Source organism: Micromonospora sp. IBSANI012, from assembly GCF_052814045.1.
This window is the reverse complement of record NZ_CP199933.1, coordinates 150,851-169,898: the sequence shown is the minus strand read 5'-3', so window position 1 is coordinate 169,898 and position 19,048 is coordinate 150,851. Positions and strand designations below refer to the sequence as shown.

General features: G+C 73.4%; 21 protein-coding genes. 5 read left to right on the top strand and 16 right to left on the bottom strand.

What is annotated here, in order from left to right:
- Positions 1–28 precede the first annotated feature (28 nt).
- Positions 29–895 carry a DedA family protein gene (locus tag ACTWM8_RS00850; RefSeq protein WP_446212112.1) on the top strand — a complete coding sequence of 289 codons (867 nt, stop codon included), beginning with the start codon at positions 29–31 and terminating at the stop codon, positions 893–895.
- A gap of 177 nt (positions 896–1,072) precedes the next feature.
- On the opposite strand, the gene ACTWM8_RS00845 is transcribed toward ACTWM8_RS00850, so the two are convergent.
- The 15 genes from ACTWM8_RS00845 to ACTWM8_RS00775 form a co-directional block, all read right to left on the bottom strand.
- Positions 1,073–1,450 carry an ArsR/SmtB family transcription factor gene (locus tag ACTWM8_RS00845; protein WP_007454255.1) on the bottom strand — a complete coding sequence of 126 codons (378 nt, stop codon included), beginning with the start codon at positions 1,448–1,450 and terminating at the stop codon, positions 1,073–1,075.
- A gap of 57 nt (positions 1,451–1,507) precedes the next feature.
- Positions 1,508–2,047, bottom strand: coding sequence for an orotate phosphoribosyltransferase (pyrE, locus tag ACTWM8_RS00840; protein ID WP_154940739.1), 540 nt, complete (start codon positions 2,045–2,047; stop codon positions 1,508–1,510).
- Between the two features lie 166 nt (positions 2,048–2,213).
- Positions 2,214–3,026 carry an SDR family NAD(P)-dependent oxidoreductase gene (locus ACTWM8_RS00835; RefSeq protein ID WP_446212111.1) on the bottom strand — a complete coding sequence of 271 codons (813 nt, stop codon included), beginning with the start codon at positions 3,024–3,026 and terminating at the stop codon, positions 2,214–2,216.
- A 9-nt stretch (positions 3,027–3,035) separates the two neighbouring features.
- Positions 3,036–3,674: a hypothetical protein gene (locus tag ACTWM8_RS00830; RefSeq protein ID WP_446212110.1), complete on the bottom strand. Its 639-nt coding sequence runs from the start codon at positions 3,672–3,674 to the stop codon at positions 3,036–3,038.
- A gap of 73 nt (positions 3,675–3,747) precedes the next feature.
- Positions 3,748–4,728, bottom strand: coding sequence for a hypothetical protein (locus tag ACTWM8_RS00825; RefSeq protein ID WP_446212109.1), 981 nt, complete (start codon positions 4,726–4,728; stop codon positions 3,748–3,750).
- An 88-nt stretch (positions 4,729–4,816) separates the two neighbouring features.
- Positions 4,817–6,388 (bottom strand): polyamine aminopropyltransferase, encoded by a 1,572-nt coding sequence (locus ACTWM8_RS00820; RefSeq protein WP_446212108.1) that lies wholly within the window; start codon positions 6,386–6,388, stop codon positions 4,817–4,819.
- Complete coding sequence (locus ACTWM8_RS00815) at positions 6,385–7,164, bottom strand: hypothetical protein (RefSeq protein ID WP_446212107.1); 780 nt, start codon at positions 7,162–7,164, stop codon at positions 6,385–6,387. The genes ACTWM8_RS00820 and ACTWM8_RS00815 overlap by 4 nt, the downstream gene beginning before the upstream one ends.
- On the bottom strand, positions 7,164–7,586 hold the full coding sequence (locus tag ACTWM8_RS00810) for a DUF350 domain-containing protein (protein WP_238452078.1): 423 nt from the start codon (positions 7,584–7,586) through the stop codon (positions 7,164–7,166). The genes ACTWM8_RS00815 and ACTWM8_RS00810 overlap by 1 nt, the downstream gene beginning before the upstream one ends.
- 37 nt (positions 7,587–7,623) lie before the next feature.
- Positions 7,624–8,049, bottom strand: a complete 426-nt coding sequence (locus ACTWM8_RS00805) for a DUF4247 domain-containing protein (RefSeq protein ID WP_446212106.1) — start codon at positions 8,047–8,049, stop codon at positions 7,624–7,626.
- Positions 8,046–8,540 (bottom strand): DUF2617 family protein, encoded by a 495-nt coding sequence (locus ACTWM8_RS00800; protein WP_446212105.1) that lies wholly within the window; start codon positions 8,538–8,540, stop codon positions 8,046–8,048. Before ACTWM8_RS00800 ends, ACTWM8_RS00805 begins: the two co-directional genes overlap by 4 nt.
- A 2-nt stretch (positions 8,541–8,542) precedes the next feature.
- Positions 8,543–9,172, bottom strand: a complete 630-nt coding sequence (locus ACTWM8_RS00795; protein WP_446212104.1) for a DUF4178 domain-containing protein — start codon at positions 9,170–9,172, stop codon at positions 8,543–8,545.
- Between the two features lie 128 nt (positions 9,173–9,300).
- Entirely contained in the window at positions 9,301–10,275 is a 975-nt protein-coding gene (locus ACTWM8_RS00790) for a hypothetical protein (RefSeq protein ID WP_446212103.1), read from the bottom strand.
- Between the two features lie 58 nt (positions 10,276–10,333).
- Complete coding sequence (locus ACTWM8_RS00785; RefSeq protein ID WP_446212102.1) at positions 10,334–10,714, bottom strand: hypothetical protein; 381 nt, start codon at positions 10,712–10,714, stop codon at positions 10,334–10,336.
- 211 nt (positions 10,715–10,925) lie between these two features.
- Entirely contained in the window at positions 10,926–13,517 is a 2,592-nt protein-coding gene (gene clpB, locus ACTWM8_RS00780) for an ATP-dependent chaperone ClpB (RefSeq protein WP_446212101.1), read from the bottom strand.
- A gap of 85 nt (positions 13,518–13,602) precedes the next feature.
- Positions 13,603–14,244, bottom strand: a complete 642-nt coding sequence (locus tag ACTWM8_RS00775; protein WP_446212100.1) for a TetR/AcrR family transcriptional regulator — start codon at positions 14,242–14,244, stop codon at positions 13,603–13,605.
- Between the two features lie 82 nt (positions 14,245–14,326).
- Here ACTWM8_RS00775 and ACTWM8_RS00770 point away from each other — a divergent pair, with 82 nt between their 5' ends.
- Positions 14,327–15,463 carry an epoxide hydrolase family protein gene (locus ACTWM8_RS00770; RefSeq protein ID WP_446212099.1) on the top strand — a complete coding sequence of 379 codons (1,137 nt, stop codon included), beginning with the start codon at positions 14,327–14,329 and terminating at the stop codon, positions 15,461–15,463.
- 89 nt (positions 15,464–15,552) lie between these two features.
- On the opposite strand, the gene ACTWM8_RS00765 is transcribed toward ACTWM8_RS00770, so the two are convergent.
- The gene (locus tag ACTWM8_RS00765) at positions 15,553–16,650 is read right to left on the bottom strand and encodes a hypothetical protein (protein WP_446212098.1); all 1,098 of its coding nucleotides are present in this window, start codon (positions 16,648–16,650) and stop codon (positions 15,553–15,555) included.
- 32 nt (positions 16,651–16,682) lie between these two features.
- Between ACTWM8_RS00765 and ACTWM8_RS00760 the strand changes: the two genes are divergently transcribed.
- From ACTWM8_RS00760 to ACTWM8_RS00750, 3 genes are all read left to right on the top strand, one after another.
- Positions 16,683–17,183 carry a cation:proton antiporter regulatory subunit gene (locus ACTWM8_RS00760; protein WP_446212097.1) on the top strand — a complete coding sequence of 167 codons (501 nt, stop codon included), beginning with the start codon at positions 16,683–16,685 and terminating at the stop codon, positions 17,181–17,183.
- A gap of 5 nt (positions 17,184–17,188) precedes the next feature.
- On the top strand, positions 17,189–18,394 hold the full coding sequence (locus ACTWM8_RS00755; RefSeq protein ID WP_446212096.1) for a cation:proton antiporter: 1,206 nt from the start codon (positions 17,189–17,191) through the stop codon (positions 18,392–18,394).
- 172 nt (positions 18,395–18,566) lie between these two features.
- The gene (locus ACTWM8_RS00750; protein ID WP_210777139.1) at positions 18,567–18,998 is read left to right on the top strand and encodes a hypothetical protein; all 432 of its coding nucleotides are present in this window, start codon (positions 18,567–18,569) and stop codon (positions 18,996–18,998) included.
- The last annotated feature ends 50 nt before the right edge of the window (positions 18,999–19,048 follow it).

The window sequence follows — 19,048 nt, the reverse complement described above, 5'->3', positions numbered from 1 at the left end:
GGGGTGAGGTGAGGGGCGGGTAGCCTGTGTGGCCGTGGACACAGGTGAGAAGAGCCGGGTCGTCGTCGAGACGGTCGCGTTGAATCCGCTCGACCCCAAGGAGCTGTTGCAGACCTTCGGGCTGATCGGCGTCTGGGTCATCCTCTTCGCCGAGACCGGCCTGCTTGTCGGCTTCTTCTTCCCGGGCGACTCGCTGCTGTTCCTGGCGGGCGTCGCGGCGTCACCAGTGGCGGACGCGATCTTCGGCGACGGCACCCGGCTCTCCCTGGTCGGGCTGCTGATCGGCGGGCCGATCTGCGCGATCATCGGCGCCCAGCTCGGGCACTGGCTCGGCTCCCGGTACGGCCGGCGGATGTTCGAGCGGCCCAACTCCCGCCTCTTCAAGCGGGAGTACGTGGAGAAGGCGGAGCACTACTTCCAGAAGTTCGGCCCGGCGAAGGCCGTGGTGCTGGCCCGGTTCATCCCGATCGTGCGGACGTTCCTCAACCCGGTGGCGGGCGTGCTCGGCATGCCGGCCCGGCAGTTCTTCATCTGGAACGTGGTCGGCGCCGTCCTCTGGGTGGACGGCATCCTGCTGATCGGCTACCTGCTCGCCGAGCAGATCTACAACGCGATCGGCGACAAGATCGACCGGTACATCCTGCCGGTGGTCGCACTGATCATCCTGATCTCGGTGCTGCCGATCTTCTTCGAGTTCCTGCGCGACCGGAAGGCCCGCAAGCGCGGCGAGGCCGTCGCGGTGGTGGCGGCGGCCAGCGCGGCCGGTGCCGTCGACGCGGTCCGCGACACCATCGAGCACCACCTGCACCACGACCAGCCGCAGCAGCAGCACCCGTACCGGCAGCAGCCGCCGCAGGGCGAGCGGCGCTACCCGGACCACGGCCAGGGCCGCTGACCCTCGCCCACGACGAACGGCCGGCCCCGGAAGGGACCGGCCGTTCGTGCCACCGTCAGGAGCCGGTGGACGGATCAGCGAGCTGGCTGGTGACAGACAGGAGTCACCACCCGATGACGCCACCCCTGGTACGTCACCGGACGTCGCCCCGGTCGGGGACGACGCGCGGACACCAGGTCAGCGGGCCTTCTTGGTGGCCCGCTTGCGCGGCGGGGTCAGCAGATCCGCGATCGTGGCGATCGCGGACGGCACCAACCGGTAGTAGGCCCACACACCGCGCTTCTCCCGCTCCAGCAAGCCGGCCTCGGTGAGGATACGCAGGTGGTGGCTGACCGTCGGCTGCGAGAGGCCGAGCGGCGCCGTCAGGTCACAGACGCACGCCTCGCCCTCGGGGGCCGACTGGATCAGGCTGAGCAGCCGGAGCCGGGCGGGGTCGGCAAGGGCCTTGAGGACCCCCGCCAGCCGCTCGGCATCGGCACGTTCGATCGGCTCGCCGGCAAGCGGCGAGATCTGAGGCATGGTCATTTCAGCCAACGCAGTTCCCACGTATTCCATCCTTCCACCAGCAGCATCGATCCGCCTGCATATCAGCAGATCCGAATCGGCAAATTTTTACGCCACAAGGCCGAGGTCAGCCAACGTATAGGCCGCCCGATACGGCAGTCCGGCGGCACGTACGGCGTCCCCGGCTCCTCGATCAACAATAACCGCCACACCAACGACCTCCGCCCCGGCCTCGCGCAGCGCCTCGACGGCGGTCAACACGCTGCCGCCCGTCGTCGAGGTGTCCTCCACGGCAAGTACCCGCCGACCGGCCACTTCAGGCCCCTCGATCCGCCGTTGCAGACCGTGCGCCTTTCCCGCCTTGCGGACCACGAACGCGTCCAACGGTCGATCGGTCTCCGCCGCGGCGTGCAGCATCGACACCGCGATCGGATCCGCGCCGAGGGTCAGCCCGCCGACAGCCTCATAGTCCCAGTCCGCGGTCAGCTCGCGCATCACCCGACCGACCAGCGGTGCAGCCTGGTGATGCAGCGTGACGCGGCGCAGATCGACGTACCAGTCCGCTTCGCGGCCCGAGGAGAGCACCACCCGGCCGTGGACCACAGCCAGGTCGGAGATGAATTTACGCAGGTCGTCGCGGTGCCCCATGGCGATAGAGGGTACTGCGCGAGTCTGTACGCCGGATGTGGGGTCCACCTGGGTCAGCCTCGCGGGCGACCGATCGGTGGCGATGGACGGCTACGCTGTGCGACCACGCTGGAATCCCGTACCCTGCCGGCGCCACCGTGACCGGCACCGGCCGGGGGTCGCGGCGTCAGCCGTCGGTCGGCTCGACCCGACCTCGGCGGTCCCGGTAGGCCATCCGCAGCAACCGTCGCGGCGCGTGCCGCAGGCCGGCCACGGCGAGCTTGTACTTCCAGTCCGGGACGCTGATCTGCTTGCCTTTACGCAGGTCACGCAGGGCGCCGTCGACCACGTCGTCGGCCCGCAGCCACATCCACCGGGGCGTGCCGGACATGTCGATGCCGTTGCGCTCGTGGTAGCCGGTGGCGGTGTAACCGGGGCAGAGCGCCATCACCCGTACGCCGAGCGGCCGCACCGACAGGTCGACGGATTCGCTGAAGCTCGTCACCCACGCCTTGCTCGCCGGATACGTCGAGCCGGGCATCACCGGACCGAAACCGGCGACGGAAGAGACATTTATCACTATCCCGTTTCGTCGATCCGTCATCGGGCCGAGGGCGGCGAGGGTGAGCCGCATGACGGCGTGCACGTTGAGCCGCAGCAACCGCGTCTCGTCGGCGACGGTGGACCGCAGGAACGGCTGGTTGAGGCTGAGCCCGGCGTTGTTGACGAGCAGCTCGACCGGGGCGGTGGCGTCGGTCAGCCGCCGTTCCACCGCCGCGCATCCGTCGTTGGTGGACAGGTCGGCGGGGAGCGTCTCCACCCCGTGACCGTGCCGGGCGGTCAGGTCGGCGGCCACCTCGGCGAGCCGGGTGCCGTCCCGGGCCACCAGCACCAGCTGCCAGCCGTCGGCGGCGAGCCGGCGGGCGAACGCCTCGCCGATGCCGGCGGTGGCACCGGTGACCAGCGCCCGTCGTTCGGTGGCCGGGGTTTCGGACGTCACGGGCGCTCCTCAGCGGGACGGCGGCGGAGCCTGCGGCGGCGGGTACGGGCCGTACGGCAGCGGCGCCGGGGGCGGGGGCGGCGTCGGCCGGGCGCGGCCGAACCAGCCGTTCGCCGCGGGCAACGCCAGCAGCACGGCCACCACAAGGTAGCCGAGCACCTGGCCCACCGAAAGGGCCGCGTTGAGCGGGAGCCACCAGGACGGGTAGGCGTCGCCGAGCAGGCCCAGCAGCTCGACGGTGCTCTGCTCGTCGGTCCGCAGCGGGCCGGCCCGCTGACCGACCAGCGCGGCCAGGCCGCAGCAGCCGCAGAGCAGCCCCAGCCCGGCGACCACCCAGGTCGCCACCCGGGCGCCCCGGCGGCCGGCGAGCAACCCGGCAGCGAGACCGAGCAGCAGCAGGCCGACCAGGACGGTGAGCACCGCCGAGAGGATCGTGGTGACCCGCAGCAGGGTGACCACGCCGTCGACGTCGTCCGGGCCCGCGGTCGTACCGGCGGCGGCCGACCGGAGCCGGTCCACCGTGCCGCCGAGGGCGAGCAGCGCCGCGACGGCGTACGCCCCGGCGGCGAGCGCCATCAGCCCGAGCGCCGCCGCGGCCAGCGTGACGGCGGCGGGCCGACGCGCCGGGGCCTGATCCGGGTACGACACGACGATTCCCTCCGGTAGGCGTCGGCTTGCAACCTACTCGGAGGGAATCGTCGGCGTCGCTCGTACTCGCCCGTCAGCTGCCGGTCGGGCGGGTCGGATCGGACGGCGGGACATCCCCGCCCGGCCGGTCCTGCCCCTGCGCCGGTCCACCCTGTTCCGGCTGGCCGGCCGGCGGCGCGGCGGGCGCGTCCGACGACGGCGCCGAGGGCGGCGCGGAGGACGGAGCCGACGGCGGCTGCCACGGCGAGGCGGCCGGCGGCTGGTCCGGCGCGGCCGGGTAGCCGGGGGCCGGCGGGTAACCGGGGGCCGGCGGGTAGCCGGGGGCCGGCGGGTAGCCGGGCTGGCCGGGGGCCGAGGGCTGGCCCGGCTGCGCGGGCGGGTAGCCCGCCTGCGGGTAGCCCGGGGTGGCCGGGTAGCCGGGGGCCGCCGGGTAGCTCGGCTGGCCGGGGTAGGCGGCGCCGGGGACCGGCGGCTCCCAGACCTGCTGCGGCTTGCGGAAGAACTCGTTCGCCTTGGGGAGCGCGAGCAGGATCAGCGCGGTCAGCAGGGCGAGCAGGGCGATCACCGCGAGCAGCGTGGTGACCGGGCCGTACCAGGACGGCAGGGCCTCCTGCAGCCGGCGCTGCACCTCCTCGGCGCTCGGGACGTCACCGTCGGTCGGCGCGCCACTGCCGGCGAGGCCGCCGGCGGCGTTGCTGGCCGTGCCGAGGCCGCAGCAGCAGAACATCAGGCCGCCGAGCACCCAGGTGGTGATCCGGGTGCCGTTCACGCCCCGGTTATTGAACAGGCCGAGCACGGCGAGCACGATGGCCAGCAGCAGCCCCACGATGGCGCCGCCCAGGCTGAACGCGATGGCGAAGTCCGCCACCCCCTGCACCCCGTTGGCGGAGGTACCGCGGTAGGCCTCGTCCATCACCTCGCGGATGGTGCCGATGGTGGCGAGCGCGATGATCAGGTTGATCACCTGGATGAGCGCGAACAGAATCAGCAGATAGCTGGAAATCGTCACCACGGCCGGCCGGACGCGGGCCGGTGTGTGCTGGGAATCGACCACGATTCTCCTTCCCCTAGATCGCGCCCACACCGTATCCACTCCGGCCCGGCCGCGCGCGTACCAAATAGGCGGCGGCCGGCGACGGGGGTCAGTAGCCGCGCCACTCCGTGCGGGCGTACTCCAGCACCCTGGGCTGGAGCAACGTGGACGCGGGGACGTCGAGGCGGGCCCGGTCGGCCGGGAAGGCGGCCGCCGCGCGCAGCACCGACGGGTCGAGGAAACGCAGCGGTGGCGCGTCCGCCGGCAGCTCAAGAGCCGGCGGGGTCACCCCGGCGGTGGCGAGCAGGAAGCCCCAGTCGCCGAACGAGGGCACGTCCACGTGGTACGGCACGGTGGCGAAGCCGGCCTCGCGTACCGACGCCTCGATCGACCAGTACGACCGGGGCGCGAAGTACGGCGACCCGGACTGCACCACCAGCCGGCCGCCCTCGGCGAGCGCCGACCGGATCAGCGCGTAGAACTCGACGGTGTAGAGCTTCGCGGTGGCGGTCTCGTCCGGATCGGGCAGGTCGGCCACCACCACGTCGAACCGTTCCGTGGCGGTACGCAGCCAGCCGAACGCGTCGGTGTTGACCACCCGGACCCGGGGGTCGGCGAACGCGTCACCGTTGAGCCGGCGCAGCTGCGGCTCGGCGCGGGCCAGCGCCACCACCGCCGGATCGAGGTCGACCACGGTCACCCGGCGGACGTCCGGGTAGCGCAGGATCTCCCGGACGGCGAGCCCGTCGCCGGCCCCGAGCACCAGCACCTCGCCGCGCGGGCCGCGCATGGCGGGATGCACCAGTGCCTCGTGGTAGCGGTACTCGTCGACCGAGCTGAACTGGAGGTCGCCGTTGAGGTAGAGGCGCAGGTCGGTGTCGGCGTGCCCGACCTCCCGCACCGACCGGGTGAGCACGATCTCCTGGTAGCGGCTGCGCTCGGCGTGCACCACCGGGTCCCGGTAGAGCTGCTGCCGGGCGGTCAGCTCGAAGTCGGCGGCGCTGATCCAGGCGTAGGCGAGGCAGAGGGCGACCACGACGGAGCCGGCGGCGAGCGCGACCCGCGCCCGGCGGCTCAGCTCCGCCCGGAACACCGTGCAGACCAGCGCGAGGCCGGCCACCGCGTTCACCGCGCCGACCACCAGCGCGCCCTTGAGCTGGCCGAAGACCGGCATCAGCAGGAACGGGAAGGCCAGCCCGCCGAGCAGCGCCCCGACGTAGTCGGCGGCGAACAGGTCGGCCACGGCGCTGCCGGCGGACTGTTCGCGGATGCGTTGCAGCATGACCATCAGCAGCGGGATCTCCGCGCCGATCAGCAGGCCGAGCACGAACGCGGTGCCGACCAGCGCCGGGCCGTAGAGGTCCAGCCAGGCGAAGGCGGCGTAGAGGCCGAGCACCGAGAGCCCGCCGAGCAGCGCCAGGGTCAGCTCGACCACGGCGAACGCGGCGGCGGCCCGGGACTGCAACGGCTTCGCGGCGAGCGCGCCGACGCCCATCGCGAAGACCATCACGCCGAGCACGATCGAGGCCTGCCCGACCGCGTCGCCGATCAGGTAGCTGCCGAGCGCGACCAGGGCCAGCTCGTAGACCAGGCCGCAGGCCGCGCAGACGAAGACCGCGAGCAGGACCCCGGCCCGGGCCGCCCGCCAGCGCGTCGGGGCGGCCGGCGCGTAGGTGGTCACGCTTTTTCCGGGGTACGCGTCGCCACCGTTTCCGCCCCGGCGCGCTGCGCGGGCACGACTCCCCGGCGCTGCCGGCGGCGCTGCACCAGCCCGACGGTGACCAGCAGTGCGGTGACCAGCAGCAGCCCGGCGGCGGCGAGCAGGTAGCCCCACCGGTCGCGCCACAGGTCGCTGCCCCCGGCGGGCAGCGGCGACGGGGCGGCCCCGGCGGCGGCCGGGGTGGCGGCCGGCTCCACCAGTCCCGCCTCGACCGCGAGCAGCGGCAGCATCACCGCGGCCCGGGTCGTCGCCCAGCCCGGGTCGTCGATGAAGACCTCGTCGGTGAGCCCGAGCCGCGCCAGCCCGTTCTCGATCCGCAGCAGCTGGGCGGAGGAGACGTCGGCGGAGCCGGTCACGTCGACGTAGGCGCTGTCGTTGCTCTCGCTGCTCTCCGCCGGGTAGTAGATCCTGGCCGTCACCTGCAGCCAGCGCGGGCAGCCCGGATTGTCCTCGACGGACACCCCGTCGCCGAGGTTGGAGCCGACGCTGAGGGGGTCGCCGTAGTCGAGGTGGTCCCTCAGCACCCAGCCGTAGCAGACTCCCTGGCTGGCCGTGGAGCGCTGGAGGATCGGCACGGTGTCGCCGCGTTCCTGGGCGGTCGGCGAGGGCACGTCGGCGTCCCCGTCGTTGTTCAGCGCCCCCGCGACGACGCAGCCGAGGACGACCAGGCCGATGGTCAGCCAGACCGCCCAGGCGGTGGTCCGGTTCGGCTTGGCCGGAGGCTTCGCGGCGGCCATCAGCTGATCGCGGCGGCGATGATCGCGCCCGTGGCGAGGTGGACGACGGCGGAGACCCAGACCGCGGGGTGCGGCTCCGGATCGACCAGCAGCTCGCCGAGCCGGCCCGGGGTCGCCGCGTCGAGCAGCAGGAACGCCCCGGCCATGATGACCAGGCCGAGGAGGCCGTACGCGGCGGCGCCGACCAGGCCGAGGACGAAGTCGTCGGCGCTGGCGGCGATGGCGGCGACCACGATGACGCCCACGCCGGCGAGGTTCGAGGCGAGCAGCAGCGCGGCGTTGCGGTTGCGCTCGGTCCAGATCAGCTCGTGGAGCTTGCCGGGGGTCGCCACGTCGACCAGGACGTAGCCGACGGCCATCAGGACGACGCCGACCACGCCGTAGGCGAGCGTGACCAGCAGATCGGTGACCAGGTTCTGCACGGGGGAACTCCAGGGTGAGGGGTGGAGGAGGTCGGGGCTACTTGCCGGCGCCGGGGCCGCCACCCCGGACGGTGCTGCCCCGGCCCCAGCCCCAGTGGCTGCCCACCGTGGAGTGGTAGCGCGGGTAGGCGGTGCCGAGGCGTTCGAGGAGGATCACCGAGCCGGTGGCGATCGGCAGGATGACCACCGAGTCGTCGTCGTAGCGCAGGTAGACGCCGCTGCCGTCGACGTACTGGTCGGCCGGCTGCCAGGCGTCGGTCACGTCCTGCGCCACCTGGCTCGGGGTCTTGTCCGAGGTGTACGCGACCGCCTCGCCGCCGATGTCCCGGCTGGTCGCCCGGGTGTAGCGGTCCTCGACGTAACCGCGGGGCGAGAAGTTGCCGTAGAAGATCGCGAAGGCGGCGACCAGTGCGCCGATGACCGCGAAGGCCACTCCCATCACGAACCAGCGCCGGTACGTCATCGCAGTGCCACCACCGTCTCGGTCAGGACCAGCTCGTTGGTCTGGGGATACGCGTGCCAGGTGCGCCAGCCGACCGACCCGTCCGGCGGATCGGGCCGGACGGCCAGCGCGGTGACCGCGTCCGGGTCGCCGGGGAAGACCCCGACCAGCGCGTACGGGTCGTCGGCCAGCTCGGCGCGGAGCGCGGCGACGCGGGCGCGCAGCTCACCGCCGGGCGGGCGGAGCACCGTGGCGGTGAACCGGTAACCGTTGGGCTCGTCGTGCAGCGTGCCGGGCAGGTGCGGCGGCCGCCCCGGCAGGCAGGCCACCGTCTCGGTGAGCCCACCGAGGACTACCTGGTGGGAGGCGCCGAGCAGGCGCAGCCGCAGCCGGACGCCGCCGGGCAGGTCGACCTCGCGGACGGCCAGGGCCGGCAGCTCGGGGTCGCCGAGGGCCAGGCCGAGGTCGGCGGCGCTGGTGTCGACGTACGGGGTGTCGATGCTGACCAGCACGCTCAGGCCACCTGTCCCGGGCCGGCCTGCGGGTAGACCATCACCTCGGAGCGGTGCAGCGGCTCGCCCAGCGCCACCTCCCAGCCGGCCTCCCCGTACGCCTCGAAGGCCAGCCGGGCCCCGCCCTGCGCCCGGTAGTCGTGGTAGCGGACGGTGCCCGTCGGGTCGAGGCCGGTGGTGCCGGTGGCCGAGTAGCGGGCCTGCCCGGACTCCTCCCAGGAGTAGCGGCGGCCGGCGAAGTCCAGCGTGGGCGCGCCCGGCGTGACGGTGGCGCCCGGTTCGGCCTTCCAGAGCACCAGCTCCAGGTCCGGGTCCTCCTCGACGGAGAGCCACCGCTTGGCCCCACCGGCGTCGTCCAGCAGGTGCTCGGCCCAGCTCCAGGCACCCTCGACCAGGTGCACCGAGCCACGAATCGCGTACGACACCTGCCGGATCTCGACGATGTCGCCGGGCTTGAGCTTGCGCGGGTCACCCCGGAGCGCGTCCGCGTCGGTGTCCCGGAACGGGTCGCCCGGTGCCGCCGGCCCGGTCCTCTTCCGCTGCCGGGCGAGGGCGACCACGGCGATCACCACCCCGGCGACCCCGACCAGACACCCCACCGCCGCCACCAGGTACGCCACCGAACCGTCCACCCCGACCGCCTCCCCACGCGTCGGCGGAGACGGTAACAACCCCGCGCACCTGGGGAAACACGTCGGGCTTGAGTGAGTGACCAGTCACTCAGCGTCCGGTGTGGAGGGGGTGGACCGCACCGCCCAGGTCAGCTGCCCGGCGTCGGTCCGGCGTCCGGTGCCTGCGGTCCCTCCGGTGCCTCCGGTGCGGGCTGCGGCGGGGTGGTGGGAGCGGGCTGGGCCGGCGCGGCCGGCATGGGCTGGGGCGGCATCGGCTGCGTGGCGGGCTGTGCCGGCGCGGCCGGCATGGGCTGGGACGCGGGCGGCATGGGCTGGGACGCGGGCGGCATGGGCTGGGACGCGGGCGGCATGGGCGCGACCGGCGTCGGCTGCGGCGGCAGGCCGTGCGCGCGCGGGTCGGGGCAGAGCATGTAGCCGGGCGGCAGCAGGAAGGCGGGCGGGTAGGGGGGGTCTAGCGGTGCCCGGCGGGCCTGCTCGGCGGCGCGGGGCACGAACCAGCGGTGCACCGACGGCAGCGCCAGCAGCACCACCGCGGTGAGGGTCAGGCCGACGACCAGCATCGTCCCCAGGCTGCCCGCGGCGAAGAGGACGTCGCCCGCCGGGTCGGACCCGTCGCCGTAGAGCTCCCGCATGAACCCCGACTCCTCCGGCATGAACTCGGCCGGGATGTCGGAGTCCCAGTCCTCCTCGGGGCCGCCGAGGGCGAAGAGGAAGGGGATGAACAGGACCGCGAATCCGCCCTGCGCGCAGGCGGCCAGCAGTTGCAGGCCGCCGACCACGAAGACCAGGATCCGGGCGACGTTGCTGCCCCGGCGTACGCCGCGCGCGGTGGCGAGGAGCCCGGCGGCGAGCAGCAGCGCGGGCACCCCGAGCACACAGGACATGACGATGTTGCCGACCCGTTCGCCGGAGACCTCGTCCGGATCGGCGTCGGGCACCAGCCGCGCCGCGCGGTCGATCTCGCCGTTCCACTCGATCGCCTGCCAGAGCACCAGGCCGAGCAGGGCCAGCAGCACGACGGCGGCGGCTATCTGCATCCAGGAGGCGACGGTGACGGCGGTGGGGCGCGGTGGGCGGGCCGGCGCGCCAGCGTCCTGAGTCATGCGGGGAAGCTACGGGGCGCCGGCCGGTCGCCGCAGCCCCGTTCGGCCGGACTCCGGCCTACCTTCCGGCCAGCCTTTCGGTGGCGTACCCGCGCAGGCTGGCGTTGCCCATCACGCAGCCGGTGAAGGTGGTGAACTCGCCCTTGTCGTCGCGCAGTGACGCCCAGGCCTTCCGGGCCGCCGCCGGGTCGACCCGCTCCAGCAGGGTCGCCGCGTACGCCTTCCCGGCCGGCGAGCCGTGCCGGAGCAGCCAGTCGACCTTTTCCCGCGCCTCGTCCGGGTGCGCGTGGAGCGCCTCCTCGACCCGCCGGTACGCCTCCGTCACCGGCAGCAGCGTGCCCGCGATGCCCACTCCGCCGAACGCGAGCGTGTCCGCCCCGGCGAGCTCCTTGACGGCCGCGTCCAGCTCCCGGTCCCTGCTCTTCCCGATCCCGAACATGCCCCCATCCTTTCCCCGTCCCGCCACCCCCCACCCTCCTGATCAAGAGGTTTGCGTCAGCAGGCACGGTTCCGCCGACGCAAACCTCTTGATCACCGGGGCGGGTGCGGGCCCGGGGCGGGTGCGGGGCCGGGGCGAGTGCGGGGGGCCGGGAGGGTGCGCGGACGGGCCCGCCGGGGAGGCGGGCCCGTCGTGGGGTGGTGCGGGTGGGTCAGGCCGAGGTGACCGTGAGGGCGTCCTTGGTATCGGCGAGGTCGACCCGGACGGTGTCACCGTCGCGGATCTGCCCGGCCAGCAGGGCCTTGGCGAGCTGGTCGCCGATGGCGGTCTGGACCAGGCGGCGCAGCGGACGCGCGCCGTAGATCGGGTCGTAGCCGTGCTCGGCGAGCCACCCACGGGCGGCGTCGGTGATGTCCAGTGCCAACCGACGGTCGGCGAGACGGTTTCGCATCCGGTTGAGCTGGATGTCGACGATGGAGCGCAGGTCGTCGCCGCGCAGCGCGGCGAAGACCACGATGTCGTCGAGGCGGTTGAGGAACTCCGGCTTGAAGTGCGAGCGGACCACGGCGAGGACCCCCTCGCGGCGCTGCTCCTCGGCCAGCGTCAGGTCGCTGATCACCGACGACCCGAGGTTGGAGGTGAGGATCAGGATCGCGTTGCGGAAGTCCACCGTGCGGCCCTGGCCGTCGGTGAGCCGGCCGTCGTCGAGCACCTGGAGCAGGATGTCGAAGACGTCCGGGTGGGCCTTCTCCACCTCGTCGAGCAGGATCACCGAGTACGGCCGGCGACGCACCGCCTCGGTGAGCTGGCCGCCCTCCTCGTAGCCGATGTACCCGGGCGGGGCGCCGACCAGGCGGGCGACGGAGTGCTTCTCGCCGTACTCGCTCATGTCGATGCGGACCATGGCCCGCTCGTCGTCGAAGAGGAACTCGGCGAGCGCCTTGGCCAGCTCGGTCTTGCCGACACCGGTCGGGCCGAGGAAGAGGAAGCTGCCGGTCGGGCGGTCCGGGTCGGCGACGCCGGCCCGGGCCCGGCGGACGGCGTCGGAGACCGCGCCCACCGCCTCGGCCTGGCCGACCACCCGGGAGGCCAGCGACTCCTCCATCCGGAGCAGCTTGGCGGTCTCCCCCTCCAGCAGCCGGCCGGCGGGGATGCCGGTCCAGGAGGCGACCACCGCGGCGATGTCGTCCGCGCCGACCTCCTCCTTGAGCATGGCGCCGTCGGCCTGGAGCCGGGCCAGTTCCTCCTCGGCCTGCTTCAGCTCGGTCTTGAGCGCCGGGATACGGCCGTAGCGCAGCTCGGCGGCGCGTTCCAGCTCACCGTCGCGTTCGGCCCGCTCGGCCTCGCCGCCGAGCCGCTCCAGCTCCTCCTTGGCGGTGGAGAGCTTGGTGATGTGGCTCTTCTCCGTCTGCCAGCGCTCCGAGAGCGCGGTGAGCTGCTCGCGCTTGTCGGCCAGCTCCTTGCGCAGCCGCTCCAGCCGCTCGGCGGAGGCGGCGTCGGGCTCCTTGGCCAGCGCCATCTCCTCGATCTCCAGCCGGCGTACGGCCCGCTCGATCTCGTCGACCTCCACCGGGCGGGAGTCGATCTCCATGCGGAGCCGGGAGGCCGACTCGTCGACCAGGTCGATCGCCTTGTCCGGCAGGAACCGGTCGGTGATGTAGCGGTCGGAGAGGGCGGCGGCGGCGACCAGCGCGGCGTCGGTGATCCGTACGCCGTGGTGCACCTCGTAGCGCTCCTTGAGGCCGCGCAGGATGCCGATGGTGTCCTCGATGGTCGGCTCGCCGACCAGCACCGGCTGGAAGCGGCGCTCCAGCGCCGGATCCTTCTCGATGTGCTCGCGGTACTCGTCCAGCGTGGTCGCGCCGACCATCCGCAGCTCGCCGCGGGCCAGCATCGGCTTGAGCATGTTGCCGGCGTCCATCGAGCCCTCGCCCTTGCCGGCGCCGACGACGGTATGCAGCTCGTCGAGGAAGGTGATGACCTGGCCGTTCGAATTCTTGATCTCCTCGAGGACGGACTTCAGCCGCTCCTCGAACTGGCCCCGGTACTGCGCGCCGGCGACCATCGCGCCGAGGTCGAGCGAGACCAGCTTCTTGTCGCGCAGCGACTCGGGCACGTCGCCGGCGACGATCCGCTGGGCCAGCCCCTCGACGATGGCCGTCTTGCCGACGCCCGGCTCGCCGATGAGGACCGGGTTGTTCTTGGTCCGGCGGGACAGCACCTGGATCACCCGGCGGATCTCCGAGTCCCGGCCGATCACCGGGTCGATCTTGCCGTCCCGGGCGCTGGCGGTCAGGTCGACGCCGTACTTGGCGAGGGCCTGGTAGGTCTGCTCGGGGTCGGCGGTGGTGACCCGCCGGTCGCCGCCCCGGACGGTCGGGAAGGCGGCCACCAGGTTCTCCTCGGTGGCCCCGACGCCCTTCAGCGCGCCGGAGACCGCGCCACCGACCCGGGCCAGGCCGGCGAGCAGGTGCTCGGTCGAGGTGTACTCGTCGCCGAGCGGCCGGGCGATCTGCTCGGCGGCGCCGATGGCGTTGACGAACTCGCGGGCCAGGGTGGGCTCGGCGATGCTGGAGCCCCGGGCGGCGGGCAGCGCGTCGACCGAGCGCTGGGCGACCCGGCGCAGCTCGGCGGGGTCGGCCCCGACGGCGCGCAGCAGGCCGGCGGCGGTCGAGCCGTCGGTGTCCAGCAGGGCCAGCAGCAGGTGCCAGGGCTCCACGGTGGCGTGACCGCGCTGGTTCGCCAGCGCGACGGCACCGGTGATGGTCTCGCGGCTCTTGGTGGTGAGGCGTTCCGTGTTCATGGGCTCCCCTGGATCGGCGTGTCCACCAGTAAGGACGAAACCAGAGTTGAGCCTATTCCGCTCAACTCCAGGTGTGTGACCCGGGTCACTGGGATCGCCGCCAGCGCCAGTCGAACTCCCCGGCGGCGGGCGGCGGCCCCGGCAGCGGGGGGTCGGTCACGGCGAGGCCGGCGAGCAGCACCGCGAGGTGCCGCCGGCGCAACTGCCGGGTCCGCTCCGGATCGGGTACGCGGATCGCCGCACATCCCTCCAGCAGCAGCCCGACGTCCTGCACCACCAGGTCGGGCCGGAGCCGCCCGGCACCCTGCGCCCGTTCCACCAGCGCGGCGGTCAGCTCGTTGGCCCGCGCCGCGTCCCGACCCATCTCGGGCGTCGGGGTGAAGGTACCGGCCAGGTGGACGGTCAGCGAGTGCACGTCGGCATCGACGACGCGCTCCAGGAAGCCGGCAAAGGCGGACCAGTCGTCCGGGTCGCCGGCCGCCTCCTCGGCCGCCTCGATGAACCGCCGCAGGCCGTCGTGGCAGAGCTTGCGCAGCAGGTCCTCCTTGCCGGCGTACCGCCGGTAGAGGGCGCTGATCCCCACGCCGGCGCGCTCGGCGACCGCGGCGATCGGGGCCTTCGGGTCGGCGAGGAAGACCGCGCGGGCGGCCTCCAGGATCACCGCGTCGTTGCGCGCCGCCTGCGCGCGCCTCCCGGGGAGCGGTGCGGTGTCGGTCGGGTTCGGCATGAGCCGAGGATAGCAGTGGAACGGATCGTTCCGCTCTGCTATGTTGAAGCGGAACGAAACATTCCGTTCTGAGGAGCAGCGCATGTCCGACATCGCCATCCGCCCGTTCCGCGTCGACATCCCGCAGACCGCCCTCGACGACCTCGCCGACCGGCTCCGCCGGGCCGTCTGGCCCGGGGAGCTCCCGGGCGTCGGCGACGCGTACGGCACGGCCACCGACCGGGTCCGCGAGCTGGTGACGTACTGGCTGGAGAAGTTCGACTGGCGGGCGGTGGAGGCGCGGCTGAACGCCCACCCGCAGTTCGTCACCGAGATCGACGGCGAGGACATCCACTTCCTGCACGTCCGGTCGTCCCGCCCCGACGCCACCCCGCTCGTGCTCACCCACGGCTGGCCCGGCTCGGTGGTGGAGTACCTGGACGTGATCGGCCCGCTCACCGAGCCCACCGACCCCACGGCGCCGGCGTTCCACCTGGTCATCCCGTCGCTGCCGGGCTTCGGCTTCTCCGGGCCGACCCGCAGCGCCGGCTGGAACCGGTACCGCACCGCCCGGGCGTGGGCGGAGCTGATGGCCCGGCTCGGTTACGACCGCTACGGCGCGGTCGGCAACGACGCCGGCTCGATGATCTCGCCGGAGATCGGCCGTATCGACCCCGAGCACGTGCTCGGCGTCCACGTCACCCAGCTCTTCTCGTTCCCCTCCGGGGACCCGAGCGAGTTCCAGGGGCTCTCCGAGACCGACCAGGCGGCGCTCGCGCACCTGACGTGGTTCTTCGAGAACAAGTTCTCCTTCAACCAGGTGCAGAGCCAGCAGCCGCAGACCCTGGCGTTCGCGCTGGCCGATTCGCCGGTCGGCCTGCTCGCCTGGAACGGTCAGCTCTTCGACCGGAGCCTGGACCCCGACTTCGTGCTCGCCAACGTGACGATCTACTGGCTCACCGGCACGGCGGCCTCGTCGATGCGGTTCTACTGGGAGGACGCGCACACCACCGAGCACCCGACCGGGCCGACGACGAGCCCGACCGGGTTGGCGATGTTCCCCGGCGACTTCCAGTCGATCCGCCGCTTCGCCGAGCGGGACCACGGGAACATCGTGCGCTGGACGGCGTACCAGGCCGAGGTCGAGGGGCGCGGCGACGTGGGCGGGCACTACGCCGCGCACGAGGCGACCGACGTGCTGGTCGCCGACCTCCGGGAGTTCTTCGCCGCGCTCCGCTGAGCCGGCGGCAGGCGTGCGCCCGGTCGGGGATCCCCGGCGGGGCCGCGTCGTCCGCTCGTCGGGCCGACCCGGTGCGGAACGCTCGCCCGTCAGTCGCCCTCGACGGTCACCCGCACCCAGCGCCGGTCCGTGCCGAATCCGGTGCCCAGCACCACGTCCGTCGACCCGCGGGCGAAGACGGTGCCGTCGCCGAGGACGGTCAGGTAGTGCTCCGGGCCGACCGGCCAGGCGACCGGGATGTACCGGCCGTCGATCACCGCGCCGGCCCCGTACGGGCCGGTCACCGCGACCCGCCCGGCGCCGATCGGGGCGACCGACACGATCCGGGAGGGGTAGGACTGCGCCGGGACGGACTCCCACCGCCCCTGCCACCGCCAGAGCGCCGGGAAGTCCATCCGGTCCGGGCGCTCGCCCAGCAGCCAGACCTGACTGTCCGGGGCGACCACCACCCGGAGCGCGGACACCGCGCCGTCGGGCGTCGGCACCGGGGTCCGCTGCCAGCTCCGACCGCGGTCCGTCGAGACCGCCGCGCACGGCCCGTCGTCGTCCTCACCCGCCGCCACCAGTAGCTGGTCGGCGAGGCCGACACCGGTCAGCGCCGGCACCGGTGGCTGGACGGCGAGCGGGCGCAGCGCCCGGCCGTCCCACTCGCCCACCCGGTCCGCCCCCTCGATCACCTGGAACCGCCCCTGCGCGGCCCGCCAGGCCGCCGGCTCCCCGTCGGTCCGCACGAAGCTCGCGCCGCCGTCGGTCGAGGTGTACCAGCCGTGCGGCTCGGCCAGCAGCGTCACCAGTCCGGGCGCGGTGTAGAGCTGCTGGTTGTCGGCGACCGGGCGCGGGTGGCGCACCGTCAGCCAGGAGCGGCCACCGTCCAGGGTGGAGAAGAGCAGCGCCGGGCAGTTCCGGTCCGGCGGGCGGCCGTCGCAGCTGGCGAAGAGCGCCCAGCCGTGCACGGCGTCGGAGAACTCCACGAACGGGTCGTCGTACCGCTGGGCGACGGCGACCCGGCCGGCGCGTACCTCGTCGAAGCCGGCGGACGGCGGCGGTGCCGGCACGGGCGCGGCCGTCGGCGGCGGCGCGGCGGACCGGGACGGCGGATCGCGGCGGATGTCCCCGATCGCCGAGCACGCCACCAGCGCCGGGACGGCCAGCAGGGCGACCACCGGGCGGAGCACTCGATCGATCATGGGCGCCTCCTCGGCAGGGTAGCCTTGCCCGGGTGCGAGTACGTGTCGAACAGACTGCCCTACCAGGAATCGGCGTGCGTCACGACCTGGTCACGGAATCCGGTCGCCGGCTCGGGGTGGTCTCCCACCGCAACGGCCGCCGTGACCTCGTCCTGTACGACCCGGACGATCCCGACGCCTGCCAGGCGGACATCCCGCTCACCGACGACGAGGCGGAGGCGCTCGCCGACATCCTCGGCGCGTCGCTGATGCTCGGCCAGCTCTCCGGCCTGCGCGAGCAGGCGGCCGGGCTGCTCACCGAGCAGATCGCCATCCCGGCGGGCTCGAAGTACGTCAACAGGCGGCTGGGCGACACCAAGGCACGCACCCGCACCGGCGCCTCGATCGTGGCGGTGCTCCGCCATGGCGAGGTGAACGTCTCACCCGATCCCACCTTCCGCTTCGCGGCCGGTGACGTGGTGGTCGTGGTCGGTACCCGCCAGGGTCTCGACGGAGTGACCGCCATCCTCGCCGACAGTGACCCGGACGGCTGAGGCGGATGCACGAAACCACCACACTGCTCGTCGAGGTCGGCGCGCTGCTGCTGCTCCTCGGACTCCTGGGCCGGCTCAGCCGGCGGTTCGGGGTCTCCCCGATCCCCCTCTACCTCCTCGCCGGCCTGGGCTTCGGCCACGGCGGCCTGCTGCCGCTCAACGCCAGCGAGGAGTTCTTCGCCGTCGGCGCGGAGATCGGCGTCATCCTGCTGCTGGTCATGCTCGGCCTGGAGTACAGCGCCAACGAGCTGGTCGGCAACCTGCGCTCCGCCGCGCCGGCCGGGCTGATCGACGCGCTGCTCAACGCGCTGCCCGGCTTCGCGTTCGCGCTGCTGCTCGGCTGGGGCTGGGTGGCCGCCGTGGTGCTCGGCGGCATCACCTGGATCTCGTCCTCCGGCGTGATCGCCAAGGTCCTCGGCGACCTGGGCCGGGTCGGTAACCGGGAGACCCCGGTGATCCTCTCCGTGCTGGTCATCGAGGACCTGGCCATGGCGCTCTACCTGCCGCTGGTCACCGCGCTGCTGGCCGGTGTCGGGCTGGTCAAGGGCGGCATCGCCCTCGGCGTCGCGGTGCTCACCGTGGTCGTCGTCCTGGTGGTGGCCATCCGGTACGGCCACCTCATCTCCGCGGCGCTGTCCGCGAAGGACCCGGAGGCGCTGCTGCTCGGCGTACTCGGGCTGACCCTGCTGGTCGCCGGCGTCGCGGCCAAGCTCCAGGTGTCGGCGGCGGTGGGCGCGTTCCTGGTCGGCATCGCGCTCTCCGGGCCGGTGGCGCACCACGCGACCGAGCTGCTCTCCCCGCTGCGGGACCTCTTCGCGGCGGTCTTCTTCGTCTTCTTCGGCCTGGTCACCGACCCCCGGGACATGCCGCCGGTGCTGCTGCCGGCGCTGGCCCTGGCCGTGGTGACCATGGGGACGAAGCTGCTCACCGGCTACCTGGCGGCCCGCCGGGCGGGCATCGCCGAGCCCGGTCGCTGGCGGGCCGGCTTCGCGCTGATGCCGCGCGGTGAGTTCTCCATCGTCATCGCCGGGCTGGCCGTCGCCGCCGGCACCGTCGAGCCCAGGCTGGCGGCGCTCGCCACGGCGTACGTGCTGATCACGGTGGTGACCGGCCCGATGCTGGCCCGGCTGCCCGACATGGGCTGGTTCAAGGTCTGGCTGCGGCGGCGGGCCACGATCCGCCGGCCCGAACCGGTGCCGACCACCGACTGAGCGTGCCCCGGCCGGGTCGTCCGTACGGCTGACCCGGCCGGTCCGCCCGTTGTCGAATTGCTCCCGACAAGCTCTTCCGCCAGCCCGCCGGCGCCGGTTACCGTTCTGCCCCAACGAGCCAGGGGTCCGCGGGTGGCCGGTACGCCCCGCGGGCGTAAGCGGAAGGTTGCCGGTGAGCGTGCAGGATCCGACGTTCCACGGCTTCGCCAACCCCGTCGACCCGTCGCCGACGGAGTTGCGGGCGTGGGCCTACCACCCCGACTCGGTGCCGCTGGCCTCGATGCCGCCCGACTGGGACCTGCTGGTCGCCGGCGACCACCTGGTGCTCACCCTCTTCGACCTGGCGATGGACCCGGCCTGCCCGGCCCGCCGGTTCGCCCTGCACTGCCTCTACATCTACGCGGCGGACGGCATCCGGACGAACTTCCGCGCCCACCCGAAGCGCCGCTTCCGCAAGCTGGTCGAGCAGGCCGAGCGGGAGGGCGACGAGCTGATGCGCAACTGGGCGCACAACAGCCGGGTGCTGCTGGCCCGGCAGGACCTCTTCGTCTACCACGACTGGTGCGAGGGCGGCCTGGTCCGGGAGAACCGCCGGATCGGCTGACGCCCGCGGCCGGCGCGCCGCGGGCCGGCCCGTGCCAACTCTTCCTCGAT